We start from the raw sequence: 16,240 nt of genomic DNA, 5'->3' as shown, positions 1-16,240 counted from the left end.
GCTTAACTCGCGATATCCAGCAATGACTTCAACATTTCGTCTACGGCGTTCAGAATCTTGGTCGCCGCTTTGTAGGACTGCTCGATATCGAGGAGCAGCGTCAGCTCCTCGTCGAGATTGACGCCGGTCTCATTGGAATAGGCTTCGTCGGAGCGGGACAGTGCCGCCGAGGTGTTTTCGGCCGCCGTCGTTGCGTTGCTGCGGTACTGCTCGAGCCAGCCGAGGGAATTCGTGGCATATTCCATGATGCTGACGTTGGAATCGATGCCCGTTGTGGCGTCGAAACCGACCGTGGTTCCCGTTGGGTCGAAATCCATGTCGGATGTCAGCGCCGTATAGAGGCGATCGAGTTCGTCCGTATAACCGCTGACACCTGACGTGTTCTTGACGACGCCGGTGACGTTGATGCCGCCATCGCGCAGGCGCATCGGGTCGCCGCCCTGCGAGGTGATCACACGGGTGCTGACTGTGATGGTCGACGCCATGCCGGCAACCGCGGTCGTGCCGGTATCGACCGTGCCGCCGCTCCAGGTGAAGAGGCCGGGCACATAGGCCGGGGTGCCCGACGTGTTGTCTTCCTTGAAGAGCGAGACCAGGCCGCGGGCGATTTCGTCGAGCTGCTTCTGAAAATTGGGAGCGATCTCGTCGCGGACCTGCAGGAGCGATTGAAGGCTCCCCTGCCCGGTCGTCGTCGATCCGCTGCCACGCGGAAGCGCGACGCCGTCGACATAGACCGAATTGCCGACCGTTGTGGCGGTATAGACATCCTGGGACTTGAACGTCACCTTGCGCGGGATCGTCTCGAAGAGGATCGTCCCGTCAGACGTGCTCAGCACCATGTCGTTATTGTCGCGCGTCGTCGCGCTGACGCCGACAATCTGCGAAATCTGCTTCAGGACTTTCTCGCGTTCATCGAGGGCGCCGGATGCATCCGCACCTGTGGCTGTCGCGGTCTTGACCGCATTGTTGGCCTTTTCGAACTCGCTGAGAAGCGTATTCAGCGTATCGACCGCGGTGGCGATTTCCTTGTCGGCGTTGGCGCGAACATCCTGGACGGATTGCGAGGCATTGTTTAGCGAGTTGGCGACGTCCTGGGCGGCGGTGATAGCCCCCTGGGCGGCGACGGTGCTGCCCGGCGAGGTTCTGAAAGCCTGCAGTTTCTGCTGGAAAACGCCGAGATAGGTGGAGGGCGACGTTTCGTAGTCGTTGCCGCCCATGATCGATTTGAGATCTTCAAGGCCGCTCAGCAGGGTCTGCTGAGCGCTGTCCTGAGAGGACGACTTCAGATACTGGCGCAGCAGGGCGTCTTCCTGAGCCCGATCGATCTTGACGACCTGCGCGCCGTTCAGGGACGTGGTAAGCATTGCCTGCCGGCGCACGTAGTCCTTGTTGCCGGCGTTCGAGATATTGTTCGATACGACGCTGCTCTGAGTGCCGGTATTGTTGAATATGCTCTGCGCGGTATTAAGTGCGGACGTGAGCGACATGGCTTACCCGTTACCTTACTTATCTCTTGAGGTTGACGAGGACGTCCATGATGTCGGACCCCGTCTGGAACACTTTCGAATTGGCGGTGTAGCTGCGCTGCGCTTCGATCATCTCGGTCAGTTCGCCGGCAAGATCGACGTTCGAGCCTTCGAGAGCGCCCGACTTGATCGTGCCGAGGCCGTTGGTCTGCGGGAAGCCGGTGACGGTGACGCCCGACTGGCCGTTGGCGCTGTAGACGTTGCCACTCATCAGCGTCAACTTGTCCGGACTTGCGACATTGGCGAGCGGAATGCGATAGAGCGGCTTGGTGCTGCCGTCTTCATACTTGGCGTAGACGATGCCATCGCCGTCGATGGTGACGTCCTTGACCGGGCTTGCTGCCTGACCGTTCGGCGTACCGGTGCCGGCAAAGGCGGCGCCGAGCTGGGTGAAGCCCGAGAGATCCATGTCGATTGACAGGCCAGTCACCGGATCGGCGATCGTAACGGCACCCGTCGAGTTGGTGACCTTGCCGGTGGAGTCAAAGTCGAGCGTGGTCAAGCCGACGGTGCCGCCGGACGTGGTGTAGGGGAAGGAGGTCGTGCCGCCAGTCGCCGCATCGGCGTTGCGGAAGATCGCAACCTCCCAGGTGCTGGCGGTACCGGTCGCCGGCGGCGGCGTGATAACCGAGGTCTTGGTGAAGTAGAAGTCGTACATCACCTTGTTGCCGAGAGTGTCGTAGGCAACCATCGAGAACTTCTTGGTATCGGTTGTCGGGGTGCCGGTAGCGCCGTTGTCGCTCGGAAGCGTCGCAGGAGCGACCGGAGCAACGTTAGCGTTGGAATCGAGGTTGCCCTCGAAGACGCCCGAGGTCGAAGCGATGGCGGTCAACCCTTTCTGATTGACGTTAACAGGAACGAGACCATCGAAGCCGTTGACGACGACGGCAGGAGCGCCGGAGTCATAGGAATAGCCCATCAGCTGGAAGCCGGCAGCGTTGACGAGATTGCCTTCATCGTCCTTCTGGAAGTCGCCGGCGCGGGTCAGGACCGGCGTGCCGTCGGCACCTTGGACGATGAAGAAGCCGTCGCCCGAGATCGCAAGATCGGTGGTCGACGTGGTGTAGGAAATATCACCTTGTTCGGAGACGGCCTGGCGCACGGAGGTCTGAACGCCGCCGGAATTGTAGTTGCCGCCCGAGGAGGGAAGAACCAACGAGGAGAAGCTCGTCGATACGGCCTTGTAACCGGTCGTGTTCACGTTGGCGATGTTGTCGGAGACGGTGCTGAGGCGGTTTGCCTGCGCGTTCATGCCCGACACTGCCGTCTTCATGCTGCCGAAAATGCTCATCTGAAAACCTCGTTTTACCTGTTAAAGTCGAGAGTATTTGTCGGGCCTTGCGTGAAGCTGTCTGTCATGGCGAGCAGCAGGGCCAATATCGAGGTTCAGCCGGGCGCTGCCACCCGGCCGGAAAAATCAGGCCCAGTCGATGCAGTAGCCGAGGAAGCGCTTGGAATCGACCGGATCGACGCCGAGCTTCTTGCGCAGCTTCTTGCGCAGCTTCGAGATGTGGCTTTCGACGACGTTCTCCTCGACCTCCTCATCGAAGATGCCGTAAATGGCGTTGAAGATCTGGGTCTTGGTGACCCGGCGACCGCGGTTGGCGATCAAATATTCGAGGATGCGGCGCTCGCGCCGGGGAAGCGCAAAGACCTCGCCGTTGATCTCGGGGTCACGGCCATCCGAGAAGACGCGGATGCCACCGATATCGGTGTAGTTGGCGATCGCCTTCAGCCGGCGCCGGATCGCGGCCGCTCTGGCGAGAATTTCGCGCGGATGGACCGGTTTGCGCACTACGTCGTCGACGCCGCAATCGAACAGCGCAAGGGTGTTTTCGAGCGAGGGCTGGTCGCTGACCGCGATCACCGGCGCCATCGAGCGGTCCCGGATCGCCCGGGGCAGTTCGAAGCTGCGCTGGCCCTGCCCGATCAGGAAGGCCTCGACCGCCGCAATATCCGAATCCGCGGCGGTCTGCACCCACTCGCCGAATTCCGATGGATCAAAGCCGGTGGAGGGAATGCCCTCCCGGCCAAACAGGGATGTGTATCCGTCTTTTACGAGCTCACGCTCATCAACCACTACGATCATTCGTCCGCCTCCGAATCAGTGTGGCACTTCGATGATCTATGGGTACGAATCGCACGAATCGGCGACAACTCGTTAAAGTGAATGGCGGAAATTAATAATTGATTAAGGTCTGCGTGGCGATTTGATCTACATGTAGTGGCTGCGCCTGAATATCCACACAAAAGTTTCGTGGAAAAGTTAACGAGCAGTTAAATGTGACTTGCACACCGATTTGGCGCCGGATTCCTGCCACATTATGACACAGTTTCGTCATAATTCGGCACTTCCCTCTTTGGTTGAATTAATTTTGGCAGAAGTTACTCGCATTGGGAGTCCACTTGCCATAACCGGTGGCCACCAAATTGGCGATGACGCGGCAGACATATTGCTTCTGCGCCGGGTTGTTGTTCGGCCCTGCATGGTATCTCGCTACCGCCATCGTCCACGTCTCATGACGGTCATGCAGGTTGCGAAGAAACTTCGCCGCATATTCGACGTTGCGATGCGGATCGAACATATCTTCGGCGGAGGCGAAATTCTCGCCGTGATAATAATGATTGATCTGCATGCAGCCGATGTCGATGAGCTTCGCCCCGCTTCTGCGGGCGACATCGAACTGCCTCATCGCATCCTCTTCCGAAGGCGGAAAAATCGCCCTGCCTTCGACGTTCATGGCAAACGGATAGAGTGAGCCCTTGCGACCGGTCTCCGTCAGACCGACCGAATAAAGGATGCCTTCCGGGATACCGTATTTGACCGCAGCCGACTGGATTTCGCGTTCGCAGGCACCGGTGGAAGCGGCCCCCTCAGAGGTAAACGCCGCCAGCGCCGCTGCTGCGAGCACCGCCAGCAGAGACGTCTTCGATACCGGTCTCGCCTGCGCCATTGAAGCCTCCATCCATCCGCTGCGCCATCTGATTGTGGCGCTCGCGCGCCTCGCCGCCCTGCCCTTGCTGAGGGAGCGACTGCTGCTGGGAGGCCTGCCCCTGGCTGCCGGCCTGGTTGCCGGCGTCGGCTCGCTCGACAGGGGCCATGCTGATGGTGACGTTGTCGACCGCATAGCCCTGGCTGCGAAGCGCTTCGAGAATCTTGCCGTGATCTTCCTTCAGCTGCCGGTAGGCGGCGCCGGTTTCGACCTTGAGGTCGACGTTCAGAGCGTCGCCGGCCAGGCGCATGGTCGCCGTCACCAGGCCGAGATCGATCGGGTTCATCTGGATCTTCAGCGTATTGACCACCTTGCCGGTGCTCGTCCATTCCGCCGCGTTGGAGAGCGCCGAACTCGGCTGCATGGCGCGCGCCCATTCGGAATCACCGGCGAGAGCGGCGGTGACCACAGCGGAATTGGTATTCTGCGCCAGGCCGATATAGCGGCGCGATTCGAGGACCGAGACGTTCTCGAGATCGGTCTTCTTCGCACCGTCCTTGGACCCGGCCTGTTCCGCGCCGAGGTGAACGTCCATCGACACGCCGCGGCCATCGGCGCGGCTGATCCGGAACGTCCGGCCGTCGGCGGCTTCGGTGGTCTCGGTGCCGGGAACCTTGATATCATCAGCCTTGACGCTTTCGACATTGCCGCTGACGACCGCCAGGGCGTCGGATGCGTGCCCGCTCGTTTTGGCGTCGATACCAGTGGCAGTCTTCTCGGCAGATCCGGCCTCGCCGGTCTTGGTGACGGCTTGATGGGCGGCTGCGGCGGCCGGCAAAGCGACCGTGCCATCGGCGGGCTCCTGCTTCAGCAGGCCGAGCACATCGGAAACGCCGCCGTCCTCGGCCTCACCATCCGAATCCGCATCTGTTTTCGAGATGTCCGTCTTGACGCGCTTGACGCCCTTGGCCGCCTGCGCGGCCTCGTCGGCGGACTGATCCTTGGCATCGGGCTTGCCGACGCCGGCCGGCAATTTGAGCCCATCCTTCGCAGGCTTTGCGGCGACCTTTTCGACATTGGCGACCGTTTCCGGCTGCACCTCGGCCTGTGCCTGCAGCGCGGCGTTGCCGAGATCGATCAGCGGTTTGGCGCTGCTGCGGCTGCGGATCGTCCGCGCCACTTTCGCTGTATCGCCATCGGCGACACCCTGATCCGGCTGTGCATCGTCGGGCGCGTCGTCGCCGGCGCTGCCGCCTGTTTTGGCAAGCACATCGGAGAAGCCGCCCTGCTGACCGGCGGGATCGCCCTTTCCAGCCTTAGCGGATTTCGCGGCCGCAGCCGCCTCCGCACCAGAGGCTCCGCCCGAGACGCTCAGATCCATCATTGTTCGTTGCCTTCCTGCGCCAGAAGACCATCGATCTCGTCGAGCTTGGATCGGCTGGTCGTCACAAATGCGTTGAATGAGGAGTCGGTATCCTGGCTCTGGCCAGTCGATGCCACACCTCCCGGAACAGGCTCGGGAGGCGCGCCTGGCGTCCCCGGTTGCGTGGCTATCGCCGCAGCCTTTTCAGAAGTGATTTCTTGATGAGAAGTGTTAGGATTCGATGCTTGCGTCAAGCTTGCCGGATCCGGCGCACGCAGGATCTGCTCGGCAACGGACCGCGCCGCGGCCTGCAGCGCCTGATCCCGCGGCGAAAGCGTTTCGCCGTCGATGCCGCTGACATTCTTCGCCGCCTGGTCGATATCGTCCGTGGGAAGGCCGGCCATGCCGCCATAAAAATCCGCGAGCGGGCCGAAGGCATTGTCGGTGCCCGCGCCAAGCAACTGCACATGTTCGACCGCCATGCGCGCCAGCTCCGGCTTGCCCGCTATCGCGGCGGCGCGGGCGATGCGCAGATAGACCTCGCGCTGGCGCGGGGCATCCATGAAGGAGAGGATATCGACGACATCCTGCGGTTTCACGTCGTGATCATGGGCGACGACAAGCTTGACGAAAAGATCGGCGAACTGGCTGGCATAGGGCGAATGCAGGAAGCGTCTGGCATAACGCTGCGAATAGGCGAGTCCCTTGTCGAGCATTCCCTTGTCGACGCAGATGGCGAGGGAACGGCGCAAGGCCGCCTCCTCGACGATCGTGCCCGGCGCGGCAAGACGTGCCTGGTCGTAGAGATCAAGCGCATCTGTCGGTTTCGTGGCGATCATCACGTTGCCGCCGATCAGCGCCAGATATGGACCGATCTTCTTGTCGCGATATTCCCTGGCGGTTTCCTCCAGTGTCTTGGCGACGAGCAGCCCCTTGCCGGTCAGATATTTGCGCAGCACATCGGTGACGCGATTGTCGAAATAGCCGTTGACGTCATGGGCGATCAGATATTCGAGCGTCTGTGGATTGCCGCCGCTCATCGTATAGATCAGCGCCGCATCGACATTGCGGTCGTCATCGAAGATCTTTGTGTCGGCCGTCCGCAGCCGCTCGTCGATGGTGCCCAGCATGAAGCGCTGCATTTCGCCGGCCGAATGATCGCCGGCGACGACGGAATCCTGCACGAACTGCAGCGACCGCAGCATCTTGTACGGCGCAAGATCGTCCGGATCCTGCGCTTTGCCCGCGGCAGGCGAAAGCATCGCCAGGCCCAGGGCCATAAATCCGACGTAGCGATGCTGCCGACGCGCCATCCGACTATCCCTATTCCGCCTGCACCAGGATCTCGATCCGTCGGTTGGCCGCGTTGAACGGGTCGGCGGGGAGCTTCAGCCGACGATCGGCGAAACCGGAGACCTGAGAGACGCGCGTCTCGTCCAACCCGCCGCGCACGAGCATGTAATAGGCGCTCTGGGCGCGATCCATCGAAAGCCGCCAGTTCTCGTTCTGCCCACCCTTGTATTGGCGCCCGTCCGTGTGGCCGCGGATGGCGACCGCGCCCCCCCTCTCCTTCAGGATCGTCCCGATCTTTTCCATGGCGAGCACCATCCCCTGGCGCGGAACAGCCGAACCGATATTGAACATCGAATCGTCGTTCTGGTCGGAGATGCTGACCAGCAGGCCACCTTCGGCTGCCGTCACTGTCAGGCCTTCGGCGAGCTTGCCGGCAACACCGCCGATCTGTTGCGCGATCTGCGCCTGAAGCTGTTCAGCTTCCTTCTGCTGCTGCTCGGCCCCAGCTGCGCTCTTGTCGGCTTCCTTCTGATGCTCGGCATCCTTCCGCGCTTCCGGCTTCTTCTCCTCGGGCGCTTTGCCATTCGTCGCCTTGCCGTCGTTGGCCTCGGCGGCGCCGGTCGTTTCCCTGGTCTCCTTGGCTTCTTTGGCGGGGGCTTCCTTAGCGGGCTTCTGATCGGTCGCCAAAGGCACCGGCTTCATATCCTCGGCCTTGGCGATCTCCGTCGTCTCGCTCTCGGTCGCCTGCTGTTCGCTCTTGCCGGGCGGCAGGGGTTTTCCGGCCGTTGTCACCTCGACCTGCTTTGTCCAGAAATCCGGATCGAAGGGATCGCGATAGGCTTGCCCGCCATCGGCGCCGGTGGCAGGGCCGGAATCGGCGGCGCCGCCATCGCCCTTGGCGCTGACATTGGCCTGCTGGCCGACCTCCTGGGCGATCTCGGCGAGAACCGAATAGGGATTCTCGAAGAAATCGGCCTCGGAATAATTGGTCTGGTCGCCTGAGGTCGATGTCTGGTCGTCACCATCGGCGGCCGACTTGCCCTCGGTCGGATTATCTTCCTTCTGTTTCGACTTTTCTTTCTTCTCCTCGCCTTCGGCATGGTCGACAGGCTTCTTCAGGCCTTTCTCGGTCGGCTTTTCGTCGGCGAGCTTGATCGGATTGAAATAGGTCGCGACCGCGGCCTTGGTCTCCTCGTTGGCGGCGTTGACCAGCCACATGACCAGGAAGAATGCCATCATCGCCGTCATGAAGTCGGCATAGGCAATTTTCCACGCACCGCCATGGGCACCATCGTGATCACCGCCGCCATGCCGCTTGACGATAATGATCTCGTTTCTGCCGTGGTGATGGTTTTCGCCGTCGCTCATTCGAGAACTTTCTTCAAGCTGGCCGCCCAGGCGGACATACGGGTGACGATGACGGATTCACCGATTTCGACGGCTAGATCGACATCGTCGGCCTCGATGTGCCGAACCGCCGCGGCATGTTCGCCGAGCTCGGCTTTCAATATGCCGAAGAGGCTGATCGGCCCCCTGACGACGATCGGTCCGGCCGCGCCTTCGAGAATCGCTTCACGCAGCAAAGCGGCGAGACTTTCGGCAGCCTTGGCCGCAAGCGCTTCCGTCATGACGGGCGCAATGGCCGTGGCTGCGCCGGCGCTGACCAGCTGAGCGACTTCTTCGGCGATATCGAGGACGCGGGATGCAATGACCGCCGCCGCCTCCACTTCGTAGCGAATCTTCAGTTCCTCGAGCGCGCGCGCATGGGCCTCTGCCAGAGCGCGCGCCTCACTTTCGTATCTCTCGGTCAAATCAGCGGTCGCCGCGGCATGGCCTTGCGCATAGGCCTCGCGCCGCTCCGCCTCGATGTCGACCGGTGGTTCGCTCGGTGTCTCCGGAAAAACATCTCCGGCCAAATCGTCGATATCGATGATCGGCGCTGACGGCTTCGGTTCGCCGAAGTCCTTCAAATACCGAGAAAGCGAAATGCTCATAGAAACCATCCAGCGTCCGGGAGACGTGCGACATGCCCGCCCCCGTTCAAAATGACCTTGCGCGCGACATGTCCTTCGCAGCGAACAAGGGCTTGACCTTGCGCCGGCACGATTTTCGGACGATGCCTTCATGCCGGAAACTAGGAAGTCAAACTTGCGCGAGGATGAATGGCGCCGCCGCCATCGGTGATCGCGCTCAGCTCTACTCCAGCAGAATGAGGATCTTGCTTGCAGCCGTGTTGAGGATCGAGATCGCTTCGACGGCCATCTGCTTTTGGGTTTCAATCGCCTTCTGGCGGATCGAAGCCTCATCCATATCGGTATCGACGAGCGCGCCGACGCTCTTGTCGATCGAATCCGACAGATCGGCCGCGTAGTCGATCTGATCGTCGATACGCGTCTTCATAACACCGATGGAGGCGGCCGTCGTCGTCAGCGAGGAGAACAGCGCGTCGGTCACATCGAGCATATCGACAAGCTGGGCGTCGGTAGTGTTCTCGTCGATCGCGATCTCGCTGCCAGTCGCCGGCGTGGTCGAACCGGCGTCCAGCAGGTAATAGTTCCGCGGTCCGGTGCCGCTGTTGTTGATCGCCTGGGCATCAATCGCCTTGGTGAACAGGCCACCGCTCGCATTGTTCTTGTCGATGAGGATGGTCTGCGACGAAGGGAAGTCGATCGTCTGGGCCTGGTATTCGCCCGTCGAGGCCCGCACGAAGCCGGAAATGACCGACCATGTCGGCGGCGCGGCCTTGTCACTGTTGAGCAACCAGTTCTCGCCTGCAAACGACGTCGATTCGACGACGCTCTTCAGCTGCTCCTTATATTCGCTGATCTCGGCATTGATCTTGTCCTTGTCGGTGCCGGGCTCTCTTGCCGCAACCAGCTTGGCGCGGATCTGGCTGACGAGATCGATCGCCGAATTCATCGCCGTGTAGGTCGCATCCACCTTGGCAGCGCCGAGACCGAGCGCATCGCCGATCGTGCCGAGATTGGTGCTGTCCGAGCGCATGACGGTGGCGACCGACCAGTAGGAGGCATCGTCTGCCGCCGTCTCGATCCGATAGCCCGAAGAAACTTGCTGCTGGGTCTGACTGGCTTCTTTGTTGATGCTGCGCAGCACCGCAAGTGCATTCACCGCGGCCGCGCTGGTAATCTTAACGGTCATCGACAGGTCTCGGAATAAGATGAAAAGGGCAGGCCGGATTGCCGGCGGCGACAAAAGTGGCCTCATGCCTCCGGCGAAATTTTCACCGGCGCGTCGCAAAAGCAAATCAACTCAAGACGACGTTAACTCGATATCAACTTGTTGGGCAAGAGCGGCGGCTCGAGTGCGACACGCGGATTGACTCGCAAGTCAAGCTATTGATATGAAACCAAGAACCGCGCCGTTTCGGGCGCGGTCCGGAAGGTTTCCTGCTTGCGGCCGAACGGCGGCGCAAGATTCGGGCCAGCTTCAGCGGCTGATTTAGCTGCGGAACAGCGTCAGGATGTTCTGGGCGCTGGAGTTGGCGATCGACAGCGACTGGATCGCCAGCTGCTGCTGGGTTTGCAACGCCGTCAGCTTGCTCGATTCCTCTTCCATGTCAGCATCGACGAGGCGGCCGACGCCCGAGTCGATCGAATCGCTGAGCGCTCCGACGAAGTTTTCCTGCAATTCGATACGGGTGGAAATCGAACCGAGCTGCGAGGCAGCCTTGGTCATTGCTTCAAGGCCGGCCTCAATTGACGTCAGCGCCATGGAGATCTCCGCCGAACCGAAGGTGCTGATGTCCATAGAGTAGATCGAACCGATCGTGCCGTAGGACGTGCCGATGATGCCGGAGGTCGTCTCGATCGAACCAACCGAGTTCATGCCAAAGAGAACGTTGCCCACAGATGTCGTGTCCAGGACGTAGTCCGTCGTCTTGACCGAAACATTGCCGTTGCCATCGCGGACGAAAGTGGAAACGACGCTCTTGGTGCCATCAGCGCCGGCCACCCAGTTTTCGCCGGAGAAAGACGCCGATTGCGCAATGCTCAGGAGCTGCTGCTGCAGTTGGCCGATTTCTTCCTGGACCTTGGTCTTGTCCACACCCTTTTCCGTCGCGGCGACGATCTTCGCCTTGATCTCGCTGATCACGTCGATGGCGCTGTCCATGGCGGAGTAAGCCGTATCGACCTTTGCGGCGCCGAGGCCGAGAGCGTCGGAAACGGCGGAGAGAGCCTTGTTATCCGAGCGCATGGTGGTTGCGATCGACCAGTAAGCGGCGTTGTCGGACGCCTTTTCGACGCGGTAACCCGATGATACGCGGTTCTGCGTGCCTTCCAGACTATCGTTGATTCCGCGGAGAGTCTGAAGAGCGGCCATGGCCGCAACGTTCGTCAAAATGCTGGTCATGAAATGATTGCCCCTCGTTGGCAAATGGGAAAAAGGGACATTCCGGAATGTTACCGGGAACGGGGATCAGCCTCATGCCTGTTAACCGCTTCTTCAATTTGGTTAACTCGCCGTCTCGTTGGCCTGAGAAGACAGCATTATGGTTAATCAACAGTTAACGAAAACAAAAAAGCCGCGCTCCATCGAAGCGCGGCTCGATTCCGAGATGCCCGCCGGAGGCCGGCGGGCCGATGTTTTCGGCTGACTATTAGCCGCGGAACAGCGTGAGAATGGTCTGCGAAGAGGAGTTCGCGATCGACAGCGACTGGACGGCCAGCTGCTGCTGGGTCTGCAAGGCGCTGAGCTTGGAGGATTCTTCTTCCATGTCGGCGTCGACGAGACGGCCGACACCTGAGTCGATCGAGTCGCTGAGCGCGGAGACGAAGTTTTCCTGCAGTTCGATGCGCTTGGAGATCGAGCCGAGCGCGGCGCCGGCGCTGGTCATGGCCTTCAGAGCCGATTCGACGTTGGTCAGCGCGTTCTGGATATCACCGAGGGTGAAGTTGGTGATGTCCATCGCGTAGACGGAACCGACCGTACCGTTCGAGGTGCCGAGGATACCCGTGGAGGTTTCAACCGCGCCGTTGCTCATGCCGAACAGAACGTTGCCCAGCGAACCGCTCGAGAGAACGTAGTCGGTCATCACCACCGAAACAGCGTTGGAGCCGTCGCGGACGAAGGAGGCGACGACGTTCTTGGTGCCGTCGGCGCCGGCAACCCAGTTTTCACCGGAGAAGGAAGCCGACTGAGCGATGCTCAGGAGCTGCTGCTGCAGCTGACCGATTTCTTCCTGGACCTTTGACTTGTCGACGCCGTTTTCAGTCGCGGCAACGAGCTTGGCCTTGATGTCGCCGACCACGTCGATGGCGCTGTCCATGGCGGAATAAGCGGTGTCGACCTTGGCGGCGCCGAGGCCGAGGGCGTCGGAAACAGCGGACAGAGCCTTGTTGTCCGAACGCATCGTGGTAGCGATCGACCAGTAGGCAGCGTTGTCGGCAGCCTTGCCGACGCGATAACCGGACGACACGTGCGACTGCGTTGTCTGGAGACCCTGATTGATGCCGCGGAGAGTCTGGAGAGCTGCCATTGCAGCGTTATTGGTATTGATGCTCGTCATAGTTTGCTTGCCCCTTGTTGGCAGATTTTAAGAAGGGACATTCCGGATTTTCGACCGGCCCACAGCGATCAGCATCATGCCTGTTAACCATCTCTGTTAGGGTTAACTCGCCGTTTCGATGGGCCTAGAAAACAGCAAGATGGTTAAGGAAAGCTAAATCGAAATTGAAAATAACGTAAAAATATCTGACACTTAGAAAGATTTTCATTAACCTTATATTAAAACATTTCGCGGCCGGGAATGACCCGGCCGCGAAACTTGGAAGCCTGTAATGACCGGTCTTAGCGGAACAGCGACAGGATGTTCTGCGAAGAGGAGTTCGCGATCGACAGCGACTGGATCGCCAGCTGCTGCTGGGTCTGCAAGGCGCTGAGCTTGGAGGATTCTTCTTCCATGTCGGCGTCGACGAGACGGCCGACACCGGAGTCGATCGAGTCGCTGAGCGCGTTGACGAAGTCGTCCTGGTTGTCGATGCGCTTGGAGAGCGAGCCGAGAGCAGCGCCGGCGCTGGTCATCGCCTTCAGAGCCGTTTCAACGTTGGTCAGAGCCGTCTGGATCTGGCCGGAGGTGAAGTTGGTGATGTCCATCGAGTAGATCGAGCCGACCGTACCAGTCGAAGTACCGAGGATACCCGTGGAGGTTTCGACGATGCCGCCGCTCATGCCGAACAGGACGTTGCCTGTGGTGCTGCTATCCAGAGCGTAGTCGGTCGTGGTAACCGAAACAGCGTTGGAGCCGTCACGGACGAAGGACGAAACGACGCTCACGGTACCCGTAGCCCCGGCAACCCAGTTTTCGCCGTTGAAGGAAGCCGACTGAGCGATGCTCAGGAGCTGCTGCTGCAGCTGACCGATTTCTTCCTGGACCTTGGCTTTGTCGACGCCGTTTTCAGTCGCGGCGACCAGTTTGGCCTTGATGTCGCCGACGACGTCGATGGCGCTGTCCATTGCGGTGTAAGCGGTATCGACCTTGGCAGCACCCATGCCGAGTGCGTCGGAAACGGCGGAGAGAGCCTTGTTGTCCGAACGCATGGTCGTTGCGATCGACCAGTAAGCAGCGTTGTCGGAGGCCTTTTCAACGCGGTAACCGGATGAAACGTGGTTCTGCGTCTGGTTGAGGCCCTTGTTCACGCTGCGCAGCGTCTGAAGAGCGGCCTGTGCGGAAGAATTCGTGTTAATGCTTGTCATAAATCTGTCCCCTGGAAACTAGATACAAAAAGGAGGACATACCGGACTGTAATACCGGCGATGACGGACCAGCTTCATGCTACTCGGCGCCTGCTTGTTTGGCCCAAACCCGTCATGTCCAGGGCAATCTCGCAGCCAATGCTTGCCAACTTCTTAAAGATGAGGGTCCCGCGCCTGCTCCTCGAACCGCATAGTTAATGCCCCCTCACGCGTCGTAGTTAATGCCTGCTGAATACACCATTCAGATTCGCCGCGGGCGGCAAGGGTTCTCTCCGAAAAGCGGACTTCCCCGGGGCAGACCTTCATTAACCCACCGGTTTCAAGCAAGCTTCGAATGCCAGTGTGGCAGATGCCGGGATCGCATCATCGGATCGATTCTCCATTCGGGGAGGACTGTCCGTGCGCGTCTCGGCGACCGACAGTCATGCCAGAACATTTCCTCACGGAGTTGGGTTTTGAACAGCAAAGTTTCGTTCTCTGCGGCGTCCAGGGATTACCAGATGGGCCGCTACACACAGTCCCTGGCAACGCTCAACCAGCTCATGGATATCCAGCAGGACGGCAAGACCTATGCTCTGCTGGCCAAGAATCTCGTGCAGCTCGGGTTCAAGGCCGATGCCGCGAAAGCATATGGGCTTGCTGCCGGCTGTGAGGGACCGAATTCCTACGAATACGCCAAGCAGGCGGCCAAGCTGCATTACGAGACCGGCAACGAGGACGAGGCGCTGCTGATCGCGATGCGAAATCTGACCAAGGCTCAGGAAGACGCCGAGCTTGCCTTCATCATCACCGCGATCTACCTGAAACGGCAGCAACGGGATATTATCCGCCCGTTCAAGACAGTGCTCTCGCAGAGCTCCAATCCGGATCACTTGCGCTTGGCGGCCATGCTCCTGAGCGACGACCTGAACGACGCAACCAACCAGAACCTGTCGCGCAACCTCTTCAAGCGTTTTCCCGGAAATCTGGCAATCCGTTTCCTCTATCTCGTCTTCGCCCGCGAATTCAATGATTTCGAAGAGGCCGCCAAACATCAGGCAGTGATCGATGATGGCCTCGCAAAGGGCGACGTCGAAATCCTGCGCAAGGACAACCCGTTCTATCACCTACACTGGTGCGGCAACGAGAATTTCAATCGGTATGCCACGATCGGAACCACACCGCTCAATCCCGAACGGGTGGCCTTCCGCCGCAACCAGCCGCACACGTGGTCTGACAAGATCCGGATCGGCTACATGTCCTCGGACTTCTGGGACCGCCATGCGACAATGAAGCTGTTGCAGCGCATCCTGGAACTGCACGACAAGGACCGGTTCGAGGTGGTGCTCTTCTGCCACACAGGCCCCGAATACCTGAAGCACAACGACACCGACCGCAGCCGCTGGGGCAGGATCGTCGACGTTCACGGCTTCTCCGACCAGGCGATGCTGGAAGCGGTGCGAGAGCATAATATCGATATCATGGTCGATCTGAAGGGTCATACGTCAGGCAGCCGCGCGACGGCTTTCAACCTGCCGCTCGCACCGGTGCATGTCGGATGGCTCGGTTTTCCCGGAAGCACCGTCAACATCGATCTCGACTATGTCATCGGCGACCACTCCGTGCTCCCGGATATCGCCAAGCCGTTCTACCACGAGAAATTCTGCCGGCTGCCGGAAAGTTACCAGCCGAACGATCCGATGCATCGTCCGAAGCCGCGTCCGGTCACCCGCGAGGAGCTCGGCCTGCCGGAAGAGGCCTTCATCTTCGCCTCCTTCAACGGCAACCGCAAGATCACGCCTGATGTGGTCAACAGCTGGTGCCGGATCCTCAAACGGGCGCCGAACAGCGTGCTGTGGCTGATGGCCAATTCGCCGCGCAACCAGGCGAACCTGCTGAAACATTTTCAGACCGCCGGCATTTCGCCCAAGCGCATCATCTTCTGCCCGCGCGCGCCCTACGAAGACCACATCAGCCGCCAGCAAGCGGCCGATCTCGGCATCGACACCTTCCCGGTCAACGGCCACACCACCACTTCGGAGCAGCTCTGGGGCGGCCTGCCGGTTTTGACCGTCAAGGGCACCAACTTCGCCTCGCGCGTCAGCGAAAGCCTGCTCAGGGCGATCGATCTGCCTGATCTCGTCGCCGCCGACCTCCAGGCTTATGAGGACCTTGCCGTCGAACTGGCGCAGAACCCGGGACGGATCGCCGAATACAAGGCACACCTCAAGGAGAGGCGCTATATCGCGCCGCTCTTCGACGCCGAACGCTTCTGCCATCACCTCGAACAGGCCTATGAAATCATGGCAGAGCGCGCCAAGCAGGGTCTCGCACCCGACCACATGGATATTGCGGCGCTGCCGCCGCGCACGGCACCGTTCGCGGCCGAGTGATGTTTTCCGAGACGGAATACCCGCTGAAGCGATCCTATT

General features: G+C 60.3%; 13 protein-coding genes. 1 reads left to right on the top strand and 12 read right to left on the bottom strand.

Features of this window, described 5'->3' with window-relative positions; translation table 11 throughout:
• Positions 1 to 2 precede the first annotated feature (2 nt).
• The 12 genes from flgK to AMK00_RS03550 form a co-directional block, all read right to left on the bottom strand.
• Positions 3 to 1,487: a flagellar hook-associated protein FlgK gene (flgK, locus tag AMK00_RS03605; protein ID WP_064800696.1), complete on the bottom strand. Its 1,485-nt coding sequence runs from the start codon at positions 1,485 to 1,487 to the stop codon at positions 3 to 5.
• Positions 1,488 to 1,506: 19 nt separating this feature from the next.
• Positions 1,507 to 2,817, bottom strand: a complete 1,311-nt coding sequence (locus AMK00_RS03600; RefSeq protein ID WP_064800695.1) for a flagellar hook protein FlgE — start codon at positions 2,815 to 2,817, stop codon at positions 1,507 to 1,509.
• 126 nt (positions 2,818 to 2,943) lie between these two features.
• Positions 2,944 to 3,615: a transcriptional activator Rem gene (gene rem / locus AMK00_RS03595; RefSeq protein WP_064709879.1), complete on the bottom strand. Its 672-nt coding sequence runs from the start codon at positions 3,613 to 3,615 to the stop codon at positions 2,944 to 2,946.
• Between the two features lie 280 nt (positions 3,616 to 3,895).
• Positions 3,896 to 4,480, bottom strand: coding sequence for a lytic transglycosylase domain-containing protein (locus tag AMK00_RS03590; protein ID WP_064800694.1), 585 nt, complete (start codon positions 4,478 to 4,480; stop codon positions 3,896 to 3,898).
• Entirely contained in the window at positions 4,401 to 5,843 is a 1,443-nt protein-coding gene (fliK, locus tag AMK00_RS03585; RefSeq protein WP_064800693.1) for a flagellar hook-length control protein FliK, read from the bottom strand. Before fliK ends, AMK00_RS03590 begins: the two co-directional genes overlap by 80 nt.
• Entirely contained in the window at positions 5,840 to 7,135 is a 1,296-nt protein-coding gene (motC, locus tag AMK00_RS03580) for a chemotaxis protein MotC (RefSeq protein WP_064800692.1), read from the bottom strand. Before motC ends, fliK begins: the two co-directional genes overlap by 4 nt.
• Before the next feature lie 10 nt (positions 7,136 to 7,145).
• Positions 7,146 to 8,483, bottom strand: a complete 1,338-nt coding sequence (locus tag AMK00_RS03575; protein ID WP_064809601.1) for a MotB family protein — start codon at positions 8,481 to 8,483, stop codon at positions 7,146 to 7,148.
• The gene (locus tag AMK00_RS03570) at positions 8,480 to 9,109 is read right to left on the bottom strand and encodes a hypothetical protein (RefSeq protein ID WP_064800690.1); all 630 of its coding nucleotides are present in this window, start codon (positions 9,107 to 9,109) and stop codon (positions 8,480 to 8,482) included. Before AMK00_RS03570 ends, AMK00_RS03575 begins: the two co-directional genes overlap by 4 nt.
• Positions 9,110 to 9,311: 202 nt before the next feature.
• The gene (locus tag AMK00_RS03565; RefSeq protein WP_064805905.1) at positions 9,312 to 10,274 is read right to left on the bottom strand and encodes a flagellin N-terminal helical domain-containing protein; all 963 of its coding nucleotides are present in this window, start codon (positions 10,272 to 10,274) and stop codon (positions 9,312 to 9,314) included.
• A gap of 300 nt (positions 10,275 to 10,574) precedes the next feature.
• Positions 10,575 to 11,486 (bottom strand): flagellin N-terminal helical domain-containing protein, encoded by a 912-nt coding sequence (locus AMK00_RS03560; protein ID WP_064800689.1) that lies wholly within the window; start codon positions 11,484 to 11,486, stop codon positions 10,575 to 10,577.
• Between the two features lie 247 nt (positions 11,487 to 11,733).
• The gene (locus tag AMK00_RS03555; protein ID WP_064800688.1) at positions 11,734 to 12,642 is read right to left on the bottom strand and encodes a flagellin N-terminal helical domain-containing protein; all 909 of its coding nucleotides are present in this window, start codon (positions 12,640 to 12,642) and stop codon (positions 11,734 to 11,736) included.
• A gap of 281 nt (positions 12,643 to 12,923) precedes the next feature.
• Positions 12,924 to 13,829, bottom strand: a complete 906-nt coding sequence (locus AMK00_RS03550; RefSeq protein WP_064800687.1) for a flagellin N-terminal helical domain-containing protein — start codon at positions 13,827 to 13,829, stop codon at positions 12,924 to 12,926.
• A 455-nt stretch (positions 13,830 to 14,284) separates the two neighbouring features.
• Here AMK00_RS03550 and AMK00_RS03545 point away from each other — a divergent pair, with 455 nt between their 5' ends.
• On the top strand, positions 14,285 to 16,201 hold the full coding sequence (locus AMK00_RS03545) for an O-linked N-acetylglucosamine transferase, SPINDLY family protein (protein WP_064800686.1): 1,917 nt from the start codon (positions 14,285 to 14,287) through the stop codon (positions 16,199 to 16,201).
• Positions 16,202 to 16,240: the final 39 nt, after the last annotated feature.

Source organism: Rhizobium sp. N621 (assembly GCF_001664325.1).
GTDB lineage: Bacteria > Pseudomonadota > Alphaproteobacteria > Rhizobiales > Rhizobiaceae > Rhizobium > Rhizobium esperanzae.
Note: the sequence above shows the minus strand (reverse complement) of the source record. Positions and strands in the feature narration are given on the sequence as shown.